Genomic DNA, 13,789 nt, shown 5'->3' with positions numbered 1-13,789 from the left:
TCCATTTATTTAACAAAATTTAACGTAAATAAATATTATGCATGCATAATATTTACTAAATTTGGATTATAACCATTCGGATAAAATGATGGATAACAATAAAGAAAAAATAGAAAACGTAGATCTTATTTTAAAACAGACATGGTTAGCTGTTTCTAAAATGTACACCGAATTAGCTCAGGAGCACGATTCGACGGCGGTTCAGGCGCTTACTCTTCTAAAAATTGATCCTAAAGAAGGTACAAGAAGTACAAATCTGGGTCCGAAAATGGCAATTGAACCTACTTCCCTTACAAGAATTATTAAACTTCTGGAAGATAACGGATATATCTATAAGGAAAAAACAACAACTGATAAAAGAGAAGTCATTATAAAGCTTACAGATAAAGGTCTGAACTCCAGAAATCTTTCCAAGGAAGTTGTGGTAAATTTCAACAAGAGAGTGATGGAAAAAATCTCTCCTGAAAAGCTTGATACCTTCAAGGAAGTGATGAGCGAAATCATGAAAATTGCAACCGACTTAAACAACAAAAAATAAAATCTGCAAGATGTCATTCTGACGAAGAAAGAATCTATTCATATCATTTAGAATGACCAAACAAAATAATTAATACAATTACAAATAATAAATCAAATGAAAAGAAGAATCAAACACGTTACAGTTCTTGGTTCAGGAATTATGGGAAGCGGTATTGCAGCACACTTTGCCAATATTGGTGTAGAAGTTTCGTTGCTGGATATTGTTCCTTTTGAACTTTCTGAAGCAGAACAGAAAAAAGGTTTGACCAAAGAAGACAAAGCGGTAAGAAACAGAATCGCTTCGGAAAACTTTGAAAAACTCAAAAAAGCAAGTCCGGCACTGCTCTATTCTCCAAAATTTGCAGACAGAATAAAGGTTGGAAACTTTGATGATGATTTACCAAAAATAAAAAATACAGACTGGATTATTGAGGTTGTGGTTGAAAGACTGGACATCAAAAAATCCGTTTACGAAAAAATCGAGCAGTTCAGAAAACCGGGAACATTGATTTCTTCCAATACTTCCGGAATTCCGATTCATCTTTTAACAGAAGGAAGAAGCGAGGATTTCAAACATTATTTTGCAGGAACACACTTCTTTAATCCTGTAAGATATCTTCCTCTTTTAGAGATCATTCCGACAAACGATACGGCTCCTGAAGTTATAGACTTCTACATGAATTACGGAGCAAAATTCTTAGGAAAAACAACCGTTTTAGCAAAAGATACTCCAGCATTTATCGCCAACAGAATCGGCGTTTTCTCTATGATGGATCTGCTTCACAATGTTCAGAAATTAGGATTAACCGTTTCTGAAGTTGATAAATTAACAGGTCCGGTAATTGGGCGTCCGAAATCTGCGACCTTCAGAACAGCGGATGTTGTAGGTCTTGATACATTGGTAATGGTGGCAAACGGTGTTCGCCAAAGCGGAGCTGAAGCCAATAATTTCAATGATGTTTTTGCCCTTCCGGATTACATCCAGAAAATGGTTGATAACAAATGGTTAGGATCCAAAACAGATGGAGGTTTCTATAAAAAAGTGAAAAATGCAGAAGGAAAATCTGAAATTCACGGATTAAACCTTGATACTTTAGAATACGAACTTCAGGGAAAATCTTCTTTTGCAACTTTAGAATTAACTAAAAATATCGACAAGCCGATTGACAGATTTAAAGTGTTAATTGGTGGAAAAGATAAAGCGGGAGAATTGTACAGAAAATCTTTGGGTGCATTATTCGCTTACGTTTCTCACAAAGTTCCTGAGATTTCCGATGAGGTTTACAAAATCGACGATGCGATGAGAGCCGGTTTCGGCTGGGAAAACGGTCCGTTTGAAATCTGGGATGCTGTAGGCGTTCAAAAAGGTATCGAACTGGCAAAAGAAGCAGGTTATGAAGTTTCGGACTGGGTGAAAAATGTTGAGACTTTCTATAAAGTGAATGAAGAAGGACAAAGTATTTATGTGGACAAAAACTCAGGATCATACAATACCATTCCGGGACAGGACTCTTTCATTATTCTGGATAATATCAGAAAAAATAAAACGCTTTGGAGCAACTCCGGTTCTGCCATCGAAGATTTAGGCGACGGAATTATCAACTTTGAAATCCGTTCCAAAATGAATTCTTTAGGAGGGGAAGTTCTGGATGGCTTAAACAGAGCGATTGATTTAGCTGAAAAAGAATATGACGGACTGGTTGTCGGAAATCAGGGTACGAATTTCTCTGTCGGAGCGAATTTAGCGATGATTTTAATGATGGCTATCGAACAGGACTGGGATGATCTGAATATGGCAATTGCGTATTTCCAGAAATCAATGATGAGAGTTCGTTACTCCTCTATTCCTGTGGTGGTTGCTCCTCACGGAATGACACTTGGTGGAGGTTGCGAAATGACAATGCACGCCGACAGAGTGGTTGCCGCAGCAGAAACGTATATCGGATTGGTAGAAACCGGAGTGGGAGTAATTCCAGGCGGTGGAGGAACCAAGGAATTAACTTTAAGAACTTCAAGAGAATTCCACAGCGACGACGTTAAAAACAACAGACTTCGTGAGGCTTTCATGAATATTGCGATGGGTAAAGTGGCAACTTCGGCTTACGAAGCCTACGATATGGGAATTTTGGAACATGGTAAAGATATTGTTTCCGTAGATAAGAGAACCCAGATTAAAACCGCTAAAATGCTGGCAAAAAGCTTAGCAGAACACGGTTACACACAGCCTATCGAGCAAAAAGTAAAAGTTTTAGGTAAAGACGCTTTAGGAATGTTCTACGTAGGAACAGACCAGATGTTAACCGGAAATTATATTTCTGAGCACGATAAGAAAATTGCAGATAAGTTAGCCAACGTAATGGTGGGCGGAAATCTTTCTGAACCAACGGTTGTAACGGAGCAGTATCTATTGAATCTTGAAAGAGAAACGTTTTTACAGCTTTGCGGGGAAAGAAAAACACTGGAGAGAATTCAGTATATGTTACAGAATGGTAAACCGTTGAGAAATTAATAGGGAGCTCCGTAGGAGCGAACTGATAATAGCAGAATAATTTTAGAAAGACATTGAGCCTCGTAGAGGCGGCCTGTTAGTTTTATGGCAAACACGTATACCCAAATTTATATTCAAATTGTTTTTGCGGTTAAAGGAAGACAAAATCTGATTCCAAAAGAAAACAGAGAAGAATTACATAAATTTATTACAGGTATTGTTTCCAACAGAAATCAAAAATTATTCGCAGTTTTTGCAATGCCGGATCATATACACATTCTTGTAAGTATAAGTCCTACGATTACAATTTCAGATTTGGTAAGAGATATTAAAGCAGGTTCATCAAAATTGATTAATGAGAAAGGATGGATGAATGGAAAATTTAACTGGCAGGAAGGATACGGAGCTTTTTCCTACTCTAAAAGCAGTATAGATTCAGTTGTGAAATATATTTTAAACCAAGAAGAACATCATAAAAAGAAAACATTCAAAGAAGAATATCTGGATTTTATGGAAAAATTTGAAATTAAATATGATCCTGAATATTTATTTGAATGGATTGAAATTTAACAGGTCGCTCCTACGGAGCTCCGCAAAGCAAAAACAACAACTATTAACAGTTTACCTCTATGAGGCAAAAAATTCTCAAAAAAATTTAATTAAATAAAACATATGAAAACAGCATATATAGTAAAAGGGTTCAGAACTGCCGTTGGAAAAGCTCCAAAAGGAAGTTTAAGATTCACAAGACCCGATGTCATGGCGGCAACCGTAATTGAAAAATTAATGGCTGAACTTCCGCAATTAGACAAAAACAGAATCGATGACCTTATCGTTGGAAATGCAATGCCGGAAGCTGAACAGGGCTTAAATGTGGCACGTCTGATTTCTTTAATGGGGCTTAACACTGACAAAGTTCCCGGAGTTACGGTAAACAGATATTGCGCTTCCGGAAGTGAGGCTATTGCAATTGCTTCTGCAAAAATTCAGGCAGGAATGGCAGACTGCATTATTGCAGGAGGTACGGAATCGATGTCTTACATTCCGATGGGGGGTTACAAACCGGTTCCTGAAACTCAGATTGCCAAAACAAACCCTGATTATTACTGGGGAATGGGTTACACGGCGGAAGAAGTTGCCAAACAATATAAAATTACAAGAGAAGAACAGGATCAGTTTGCATTTGAATCTCACTTGAAAGCTTTAAAAGCAAATCAGGAAGGAAAATTTAAAAATCAGATTGTTCCAATCCCTGTTGAATATAATTTTTTGGATGAAAACCAGAAAATGCAGACTAAAAAGTTTGATTTTTCAATAGACGAAGGTCCAAGAGCGGATACATCACTTGAAGGTCTTGCGAAATTAAGACCTGTATTTGCCAACGGAGGAAGTGTAACTGCCGGAAACTCATCCCAGATGAGCGACGGAGCAGCTTTCGTAATGGTCATGAGCGAAGAAATGGTAAAAGAATTGGGACTTGAACCTGAAGCAAGACTTGTTGCTTATGCCGCAGCAGGATTGGAACCAAGAATTATGGGAATGGGACCAATTTATGCAATCCCGAAAGCTTTAAAACAGGCAGGTCTGGAATTAAAAGATATTGAGCTTATCGAACTGAACGAAGCATTTGCCTCTCAATCGGTAGCGATCAAAAAGGAATTAGGCTTAAATCCGGATATTTTAAATGTAAACGGAGGTGCGATTGCTTTAGGTCACCCTCTTGGATGTACCGGAACAAAATTAACGGTTCAGCTTCTTGACGAAATGAGAAAACGCGGAAATAAATATGGTTTGGTTTCAATGTGCATTGGAACAGGACAGGGAGCAGCTTCAATCTTTGAACTTCTTTAATTAATTATAGATTTTAAATTATAAATTTTAGATGAAATGAGTTTTAAGGAAGACAATTTGATTCAGATTAAAACATTTGAATTTGCATTGAAAATTATCAAGTTTTATATCGAATGCAAAGCTCAGAATGAATTTATTTTATCAAAACAAATTCTTCGTTGCGGAACGTCAATTGGAGCCAATGTTGAAGAAGGAATTGCTGCTCAATCTAAAAAAGACTTTATTTCCAAACTTTCAATTGCAAACAAAGAAGCACGGGAAACCAGATATTGGCTGAGACTTTATCAGTCTTCAAATTTAGTTCAAATCGAAATTGATTCCTATTTAAAAGAAATTGAAAGTATCATTAATATTTTAACGAAGATCATTAAAACTTCATCTGAAAATTTATAACTGAAATCTAATTTAAAATTTATAATCTAAAATTTAAAATAAACAACAATGAGCAATATAGTAAAAGGAGGAGAATTCTTAATTAAAGAAATTCCTGCAAACGAAATTTTCAGTCTTGAAGAACTGAATGAAGAACAAAAAATGCTTCGCGATTCTGCGAAAGAATTTATAGACAGAGAAGTAGTTCCGCAAAAAGAACGTTTCGAAAAAAAAGATTATGCATTTACCGAAGAAGTAATGCGTAAACTTGGAGAAATGGGACTATTGGGAATTGCTGTTCCTGAGAATTACGGAGGTCTTGGAATGGGATTCGTAACAACCATGCTTGCCTGCGATTACATTTCCGGAGTTACAGGTTCATTGGCAACAGCTTACGGAGCGCATACCGGAATCGGTACCCTTCCGATCGTTCTTTACGGAACAGAAGCTCAGAAACAAAAATATCTTCCGGATTTAGCAGCCGGAACAAAATTCGGTGCTTATTGCTTGACTGAACCGGATGCAGGTTCTGATGCCAATTCAGGGAAAACAAGAGCAAAATTGTCTGAAGACGGAAAACATTACATCATCAACGGACAGAAAATGTGGATTTCCAATGCAGGATTTGCCGATACTTTTACTTTGTTTGCCAAAATTGATGATGATAAAAACATCACAGGTTTCGTGATCAACCGTTCAGAACTGGAAAATCCTGAAAGCCTTACTTTTGGTGAAGAAGAACACAAATTGGGTATTCGTGCCTCTTCTACGCGTCAGGTTTTCTTTAATGACATGAAAATTCCTGTTGAAAACCTATTAGGAGAAAGAAACAACGGATTTAAAATCGCTTTAAACGCGCTGAATGTTGGCCGTATCAAATTAGCGGCGGCTTGTCTGGATGCGCAGAGAAGAATTTTAAACCACTCTATTCAATATTCTAACGAGAGAAAACAATTCGGAGTTTCTATTTCGACTTTCGGAGCAATAAGAAAGAAACTGGCTGAAATGGCAACCGGAGTTTTCGTAAGTGAAGCAGGATCTTACAGAGCAGCAAAAAATATTGAAGACAAAATCGAAGAACTTGTTGCAGGAGGACTGGATCATCAGGCTGCTGAATTGAAAGGAGTTGAAGAATTCGCTGTAGAATGTTCAATTCTTAAAGTTTTCGTTTCAGATTTATCTCAGCATTCAGCAGATGAAGGAATTCAGGTGTACGGAGGAATGGGATTCTCTGAAGATACTCCGATGGAAGCGGCGTGGAGAGATTCAAGAATCTCAAGAATTTATGAAGGAACCAATGAAATCAACAGATTATTAGCAGTTGGAATGCTTATCAAGAAAGCGATGAAAGGAGAATTGGATTTATTATCTCCGGCAATGGCAATCAGCAAAGAACTGATGGGAATTCCTTCATTCGAAGTTCCGGATTATTCAGCTTTCATGAGCGAAGAAAAAGCCATTATTGCGAATCTTAAAAAAGTATTCTTAATGGTTTCCGGAGCAGCGCTTCAGAAATACATGATGGATATTGAAAAACAGCAGCATTTACTGTTAAACGCTTCAGAAATTCTTAACCAGATTTATATGGCAGAATCTGCAGTTTTAAGAGTTGAAAAACATTTCTCTCCTGATTCTGTGGAAGCAGCAATGGCTCAGTTAAACCTATACAAAGCAGTTGAAAAAATCATCGTTGCAGCAAAAGAAGGAATTGTTTCTTTTGCAGAAGGTGACGAGCAGAGAATGATGCTTTCCGGATTAAGAAGATTCACGAAGTATACCAATCATCCTAATGTGGTTGCACTAACAGAAAAAGTGGCAGCTCATTTTATTGAGAAAGGACACTATTAAAATAGTTTGAATATAATAGAAAATCCCGAAATTACTTTCGGGATTTTTTTTATTAAAATTGTTTTTGTCCAATTTCGTTTATTTCGTTATAGTTTCCTTTAGGATCATCTCCATATTGATTTCTACCTTGTGTTCCTTCAGTCGCATACAACACTAAAAGCCATATTCCCCCGATAATTGGAATTAAGGAAATAAACAGGAACCACCCGCTTTTATCCACATCATGCAATCTCCTTACAGAAACAGCCAACCCCGGAAGAAAAGTTACCAGTGCATACAATAAATAAAGGTATCCATAAGGAATTTCAGGTGTAAATTTCAAACCAAGAATATTATCTAATACCGCAGCAATAACTGCAAAAATCAGATTAAATAAAAGATACATCCAATATTCAGTTCTTCTTGCTCTTCCGTTAAAATCAGCGTACTGTTTTAATACTTTTAAGTACCATTTCATAGTTATAATTTTTTTGTTGTTTTCAAAAGTAATGATTTTTCAATTAAAATTTTTCAGATGTAATAAAAAAGAAAATTCAATTGTCTTTGAAATATTACATTTAACCTTTTTTTAAATTCAATTATTTTTTATACTTTTAACGTAAATACAAAAAATGAGAATAACATTATTAGCCATTCTGCTGTTTTCAGCTTCACTTTCAGCACAGCAAAAAATCAGAAAACCTTTAATTCCGAGAACAGATTCTGTCGGGATTTATAAAATGGATTTCAAGAAAATTCAACCGCCGCAGAAATCGGATCAAAGAAACTTGTATAAAATGCCTTCTGCAAAACCGAAAGAAGGAACAGCGTATTCTGGTCTTAAAAACAACAAAACAGATCATCACGATTATAAAATGCTGAATTCTATTGCTCCGGAAGCACCAAAAAAAGAGGAGAAAGAGCTTCCTTCAACATCCAAATAAACAAATTTTAAAAAATTATTATACACATGGGAAAATTTATTATTTCTACAAGAAAAAACGGTGAGTTTCAATTTAATTTAAAGGCGGCAAACGGACAGGTAATTCTTTCCAGCGAAGGTTACAGTTCTAAAGCAGGATGCCAGAATGGTGTTGAGTCGGTAAGAAAAAACTCTCAGGACGACTCTAAATTTGAAAGACTTACCGCAAAAGACGATCGTTTTTATTTTAATCTGAAAGCTACCAACGGGCAGGTTATCGGAAGCAGCCAGATGTATGAATCTGACAACGGCATGGAAAAAGGCATTGAATCTGTAAAAAACAATGCGCCAAACGCCTCCGTGGAAGAAGAACTCGATTAAAAAGATATCCTAAAATAATTTTTGTAAAATGTCTCATAGTTTTGAGGCATTTTTTATTTTTGTAATCTACTTTACAAAAAATGACAAAAGAAGAAATGCTCCACCGGGCAATAAAAATAGCCGATAAGGCACATAAAGGACAAACCGACAAATATCACGCTCCATACATTGCACACGTTATGCGGGTAATGGAATACGGAAAAACAATGGACGAAAAAATTGTAGGCGTTTTACACGATGTTGTTGAAGATCATCCTCAGGAATTCAGCCTTGATTATTTAAGAGATCAGGGATTTCCGGAGTATATTATTTTTGCGATAAGCTGCCTCACAAAATTTGATCCTGATGAAGATTATGATGATTTCGTAAGAAGAACCGAACGTTCTCCTCTTGCGGTTGCCGTAAAATTAAACGATCTGCGCGATAATATGGATCTGAGAAGGGTAAACCGGGAACTTACTCCAAAAGACATCAAGAGATTTAACAAATACCTGAAAGCCTATCATTATCTGATTGAAAAATATTAGAAAAACATAAAAAACACACAATGACTAATAACCTTCCTCCTATTTCATCAACTTACCGTTCTAAGTTGATTTCTGCTGTTATTTCGGTATCTTTATTCTTTGTTATATACCTTATCCTGATTCTTATCTCTCTGCTGATGATTTTTCTGCTGGGCTATGGAGCGATAAGGCTTGTCGCATTATATGCAAATTATTTTACAGTCATTATTGCTTTGGGACTTATAAGTATAGGATTTATTGTTTTTTATTTCCTCATTAAATTTATTTTCAAAAAAAATACGTATACCACAAGACATTTAATAGAAATCGACAGAAAGAGTCAGCCGGAACTGTTTGGCATCATTGATGAAATTATCCGTGAGACAAAAGTAAGCACACCCGGAAAAGTTTTTTTGTCGCCGGAAGTTAACGCAAGTGTAAGTTACAGCTCTCCGTTCTGGAGTATGTTTTTACCCGTTAAAAAAAATCTTACCATCGGCATCGGACTGGTAAATTCTTTAACGGTTGGTGAGCTTAAAACCGTTCTTGCGCATGAGTTCGGACATTTCTCGCAGCGAAGCATGAAAATTGGAGGATACGTGAATCAGGCTGAAAAAATTATTTTTGATACGGTTTATAACAATAAAGATTTTGAAAATTCTATTAAGCACGGTTCAGGACATTGGGCATTTCAGATCACAGGAGTTATTTCGGTAGGATTTATAAACGTCTTTCAGTATATATTAAAGATGTTTTCAGATTTTCTGTTTAAAAACAATGCTTCTTTACGAAGAGAAATGGAATTTCATGCCGATGCAGTGGCGACGTACGTTACCAATCCCAAAGAACAGGCTTCTTCATTATTAAGACTGGAACTAAGCAATGCTGCGTTCAACAATGCATTTATGTTTTATGCAGACAGTAACAACCAATATTTGCCTGAAAATTTATTTGAAAACCAGACTTTGCTGATGAAGGTTTTCAGCGAAAGAAATAATCATCTTTTTGAACACGGTCTTCCGAAAGTTGATCTTGAAGATATAACCCGTAAAAATTGAAGATCAGTGGTCATATCATCCTGAAACGGATAAACGAATTGAAATGATCCGGAAAAATGAAACAAAAAATATTGCGGAAAACAATAATCTGGCAAAAAATATCATTCGCGGATATTCAGAAATATGCAAAATTTTAACGAGTAAATATCTGACTTTATACAATATCAAAAATACGGGTAAGATAATTGATGATAATGATCTATTTCTTCAGCTTTACAATGAAAAATACCCTTACAGGCTGATAAGTTCTGGGTTCAACGGATATTACGAAAGTCATAATCCCGTTCTGGAAAATATTGATGAGCTTATAAATGATACTGAAGGTACAGAAAAGCGGGATTTTTTCAGTGATAAAAAAGTTACTTTGGTTTATGAAAAAGCAGGAGCAGAAAGCGATCTGTATACATTGGATTATCTGGTTGCCAATCCGAAAGCTATTAAAACCTTTACCTACAAAGGAAGATTATACAAATCAAAAGAAGCCGGATTTTTAATTCCGAAAATTAAAGAAGAACTTGAAATCCTTAAAAAGCAGCTACTCGAAAATGACATTCTTGTCTTCAGATACTTTTACAGTCTCGCCGATGATCACGAAAAAGAAATTTTAGCCGATAAATACAGAAAATTTGCTTTACTGGATACAGAATTTGATGTCTTTCAAAATTCTATCAATAATTTCACTCCTCATCTGGAATTTATGATGGTAACTTTGCCATTGGAAGAAATTCGTAAGCACAGAGCTGTTTTACTAAAGAATGAAAAACCGTTTAAAGATATCCTGACACATTTTACGGAAGAATCTGCATACAAAGACTTTTTAACGATTGAAAATAAACAGCTTATGAAAGATTTCATCAGTTCTGAATATATTTATTTCAATCATGACAAATATATTCAGAAGGAAGTGGATGTTTTATTTTCTTTGATTAATGAATATCAGATCACAATCAATAAAATCTATACCGATTTTAAAGAAGAGCTTATTGAATATCAGAAAAGGTTAGAGAAAGCTTATTAATCCGCTCCGGGATATTCAAATGTTTTAACAGGATGTTTCGTTCCGTCGATATTAATGTTTAAAGCAACATACAGGAAATGAAAATTCTGGTTTGAGGAAGCATTGAATTCTCTCTGCCAAAGATATCCTGCAACAACTCCCACACTATTATCGATCTGATAACCACCGCCAACGTACACTCTGTTTCTTGCAAAAGTCGGTTTCATAGGACTTACAAAGAAAACCTCATCGTATGCATTGGCAAACACAGTTCCTTTCTTTACTTCTTTTGCATTAAGGGGAACACTTACATTCAGACGGTAACGGTAACGCATTCTTTCGGAATTTTTGTCAGACTGAGGTTCGTAAAACCATGATTTTTCTGCACGGATTCTGTTTTCGAACTTTACAATTCCTTTTTTAAAATCGATTACGTCCTGTAACCATACCCGGAACTCTTCTTTGTTGATAGAGCGATCTTTATAAGTCGCATATCTTCCCAAACCGATAAAAGGTTTATGATTTTTGGTAAGATTATACCCCAATCCTCCTTTAATTTCGTAGTAATCGGGGTATGTATATTCTTCAATTCCTCTTGACTGTCCTTCCAGATAAAGGAAAAATTTAGGATGAAATTTATAAGTGATGGTGAGTGCGTTGAAGCTGGAAATATGTTCCTGTGCTTTAAAAAATGTAACCCCTAAAAGTAAACCCAAACTCACAAATAGTTTCATCTAAAAAAATTTTTGCAAATGTAAATGAATTAACAATTTCGTAATATTAACTTTAATTCATCATTAATTAACATTTACTTAATATTAATAGTATACGATAAACCAATATGGAACCATCTTTGCGGCATTGGAACTCCAAAAGTTTCTGTATATGAAGTATTTGTTAAATTATTGATCAAAATGTACACTGAAAAATCTTTTTTGGTAAAACTTAATTTTTCATCCAGAAGATTATAGCTTCCGTTATTCAGTCTTTCGTTGTAACGGTAAACGACTTCATTGGTAAAGTTTTTCAGGAACTTTGTTTCCAGTTTTGCAATGAACTGATGTTTTAAATTATCCAGTACATATCTCGCTACGAAATTACCCGGCTGATTCAGTTTATTATCCAGATAAGTATAGCCTACTGTATATTTCAGCCATTCGTTCAGCCTATGATTCACCTCAGCTTCAATTCCTTTTATAGTGGTATCTCCAATGTTCTGCGCATACCAGACTGCATCATTCGGTTTAATTTTTGTCCAGTCGATCGCATCCCCCGAATCACGAAGGAATCCGCTCACTTTCGCCAGAATATTTTTTGTCTGATATTGGTATCCTACTTCTGCATAAACCGCACTTTCAGGTTTAAGATTAGGGTTTCCAACCTCGGTTTTGCTTACATAATACAGATCTGTGAAGGTAGGAACCCTGTGAACTTTTGCAATATTTCCGTAGATTTTATTGTTTTGATTAAAGGTAAATCCTACATCTAAACCGGGATAGAAAAAGTTTCCTTCTTTGGAATAATTTGCCCAGGAAATTCCGGGAGTGATATTTAACTTTTTATCCAGTAAAGAAAAATGATGTTCAAAGAAAACCTGTGAAACAAAACGGTTTCTTTCTCCTAAATTGTTGCTTACCAGAAATTCTTTTCGAAGCTCTACCCCTATTCCTGTTGTTCCCAATCCCCATTCGTAAGTAGAATTAACTTCTCCTCCTACATTGTTCCCGATGTGCATATTTCGGTAAATTTCTGGCTTCTGTCTGTTGAAAAGATACATATCCTGCCCTCTTCTCCAATATACATTTGAACTGAGCTTCATCTTGCCAAATCTTTGCTGATGTGCTAAACTTACAATTGAAGCCTGCGTTTCTTCATACTGTTCCGTAGCTGCTTTCGATGCATAAAAACCGTTTGCCCCGAATTTTTTCTCAGAAAAACCGGCCTGAAGTCTGATGTCACCGTCTTTTATATTCAGTTTACTCTGATAAAATACATTCCTGATCTCATAATCTGTATTGTACATATATCCCTGTGAACCGGCAGAATTTGCCTGTAAAGAATTGGAGAATTTTTCATTTCCAAGCTGAGCGTTTACACCAAAGCCATACGTTTCATAATCTCCGCCTTCTGCACTTATTTTTACTCTTTTTCCGGGATTCGTTTTGGTGATCACATTAATTACTCCGGCATAGGCGTTCTGCCCGAATCGTCTTGCTGCAGGACCTTTGATTACTTCAATTCTCTCCACATCATCAAGATCTACCGGAAGATTCATGGAGTTATGCCCGGTTTGAGAATCATTCACTCTGATTCCGTTAAGAAGAAGCAGAACCTGCTCAAAAGAACTTCCCCGAAAACCGATATCACTCTGTACTCCATTGGCTCCTCTCCTTCTGATATCCATTCCCGGAACCTGCTGAAGAATTTCATCGATGCTTTTTGCAGGAGAATTGATGATTTCTTCTCTTGTAATGATGGTAATATTCTGGTTTGCCGTTTTGTAAGGGGTTGAAATAAGTTTTCCCTGAACCTCAATTGTTTCAATATCGGTAGATTTTTCCTGTGCGTGCGTAAAGCAGAAAGTTCCTACAAGAAAAACAGGAAGTATTCTTTTAATCATAATCAGTTTTTATTCTCAGTTAGTTTCGTGAGCGCAAAAGTACTGGAGATCATGAAGAAAGACAAATGATAGTTGTCATAAAAAAAGATGCGACTGAAAAATCGCATCTTGGGAAGTAATTTCGTTATCTTTTTCTCATTAAATGTGTAATAAGATCTCTGAACAGCTTTCTCATTTCTATATTACATATTTATGGGTACAATTTTAACAAATTTTAAAATAAAAAACAATACTTTGAACTTAAAAAT

The 13,789-nt window shown here is 35.8% G+C and carries 14 protein-coding genes; 11 read left to right on the top strand and 3 right to left on the bottom strand.

Annotation, left to right across the window (positions count from 1 at the left end):
• The first annotated feature begins 88 nt into the window (after positions 1-88).
• The 6 genes from H6W53_RS00750 (at position 89) to H6W53_RS00725 (ending at position 7,078) form a co-directional block, all read left to right on the top strand.
• On the top strand, positions 89-538 hold the full coding sequence (locus H6W53_RS00750) for a MarR family winged helix-turn-helix transcriptional regulator (RefSeq protein ID WP_076390553.1): 450 nt from the start codon (positions 89-91) through the stop codon (positions 536-538).
• A 96-nt stretch (positions 539-634) separates the two neighbouring features.
• Positions 635-3,028 (top strand): 3-hydroxyacyl-CoA dehydrogenase/enoyl-CoA hydratase family protein, encoded by a 2,394-nt coding sequence (locus tag H6W53_RS00745; protein WP_185204469.1) that lies wholly within the window; start codon positions 635-637, stop codon positions 3,026-3,028.
• A gap of 84 nt (positions 3,029-3,112) precedes the next feature.
• A complete protein-coding gene (gene tnpA / locus H6W53_RS00740; RefSeq protein WP_076390313.1) occupies positions 3,113-3,577 on the top strand; it encodes an IS200/IS605 family transposase in 465 nt (154 codons plus the stop codon).
• A 102-nt stretch (positions 3,578-3,679) separates the two neighbouring features.
• A complete protein-coding gene (locus H6W53_RS00735; protein ID WP_185204468.1) occupies positions 3,680-4,858 on the top strand; it encodes a thiolase family protein in 1,179 nt (392 codons plus the stop codon).
• Between the two features lie 36 nt (positions 4,859-4,894).
• Complete coding sequence (locus tag H6W53_RS00730) at positions 4,895-5,251, top strand: four helix bundle protein (RefSeq protein WP_185204467.1); 357 nt, start codon at positions 4,895-4,897, stop codon at positions 5,249-5,251.
• Positions 5,252-5,299: 48 nt separating this feature from the next.
• On the top strand, positions 5,300-7,078 hold the full coding sequence (locus H6W53_RS00725) for an acyl-CoA dehydrogenase family protein (protein WP_185204466.1): 1,779 nt from the start codon (positions 5,300-5,302) through the stop codon (positions 7,076-7,078).
• Positions 7,079-7,130: 52 nt separating this feature from the next.
• On the opposite strand, the gene H6W53_RS00720 is transcribed toward H6W53_RS00725, so the two are convergent.
• Positions 7,131-7,535, bottom strand: a complete 405-nt coding sequence (locus H6W53_RS00720; RefSeq protein ID WP_087710015.1) for a DUF805 domain-containing protein — start codon at positions 7,533-7,535, stop codon at positions 7,131-7,133.
• A 154-nt stretch (positions 7,536-7,689) separates the two neighbouring features.
• On the opposite strand from H6W53_RS00720, the gene H6W53_RS00715 reads away from it, so the two are divergent.
• The 5 genes from H6W53_RS00715 to H6W53_RS21430 all read left to right on the top strand — a co-directional run bounded on the left by H6W53_RS00715 (position 7,690) and on the right by H6W53_RS21430 (position 10,942).
• Entirely contained in the window at positions 7,690-8,001 is a 312-nt protein-coding gene (locus tag H6W53_RS00715; protein ID WP_185204465.1) for a hypothetical protein, read from the top strand.
• Positions 8,002-8,027: 26 nt separating this feature from the next.
• Positions 8,028-8,360, top strand: a complete 333-nt coding sequence (locus tag H6W53_RS00710; RefSeq protein WP_185204464.1) for a YegP family protein — start codon at positions 8,028-8,030, stop codon at positions 8,358-8,360.
• A gap of 80 nt (positions 8,361-8,440) precedes the next feature.
• Positions 8,441-8,887 carry a phosphohydrolase gene (locus H6W53_RS00705; RefSeq protein WP_084196341.1) on the top strand — a complete coding sequence of 149 codons (447 nt, stop codon included), beginning with the start codon at positions 8,441-8,443 and terminating at the stop codon, positions 8,885-8,887.
• A gap of 20 nt (positions 8,888-8,907) precedes the next feature.
• Positions 8,908-9,924: a M48 family metallopeptidase gene (locus H6W53_RS21435; RefSeq protein ID WP_228457727.1), complete on the top strand. Its 1,017-nt coding sequence runs from the start codon at positions 8,908-8,910 to the stop codon at positions 9,922-9,924.
• Positions 9,925-9,967: 43 nt separating this feature from the next.
• Positions 9,968-10,942, top strand: coding sequence for a hypothetical protein (locus H6W53_RS21430; protein WP_228457726.1), 975 nt, complete (start codon positions 9,968-9,970; stop codon positions 10,940-10,942).
• On the opposite strand, the gene H6W53_RS00695 is transcribed toward H6W53_RS21430, so the two are convergent.
• Together H6W53_RS00695 and H6W53_RS00690 are read right to left on the bottom strand one after the other, a co-directional pair.
• Positions 10,939-11,655 (bottom strand): DUF2490 domain-containing protein, encoded by a 717-nt coding sequence (locus H6W53_RS00695; RefSeq protein WP_076390320.1) that lies wholly within the window; start codon positions 11,653-11,655, stop codon positions 10,939-10,941. The genes H6W53_RS21430 and H6W53_RS00695 overlap by 4 nt on opposite strands.
• A 74-nt stretch (positions 11,656-11,729) precedes the next feature.
• Positions 11,730-13,541 (bottom strand): TonB-dependent receptor plug domain-containing protein, encoded by a 1,812-nt coding sequence (locus H6W53_RS00690; RefSeq protein ID WP_185204463.1) that lies wholly within the window; start codon positions 13,539-13,541, stop codon positions 11,730-11,732.
• Positions 13,542-13,789 lie beyond the last annotated feature (248 nt).

This window comes from Chryseobacterium sp. C3 (genome assembly GCF_014218905.1).
In the GTDB taxonomy this organism is placed as follows: Bacteria; Bacteroidota; Bacteroidia; order Flavobacteriales; family Weeksellaceae; genus Chryseobacterium; species Chryseobacterium mucoviscidosis.
The sequence above is the reverse complement of the archived record's forward strand: the minus strand, read 5'-3'. Positions and strand labels throughout refer to the sequence as shown.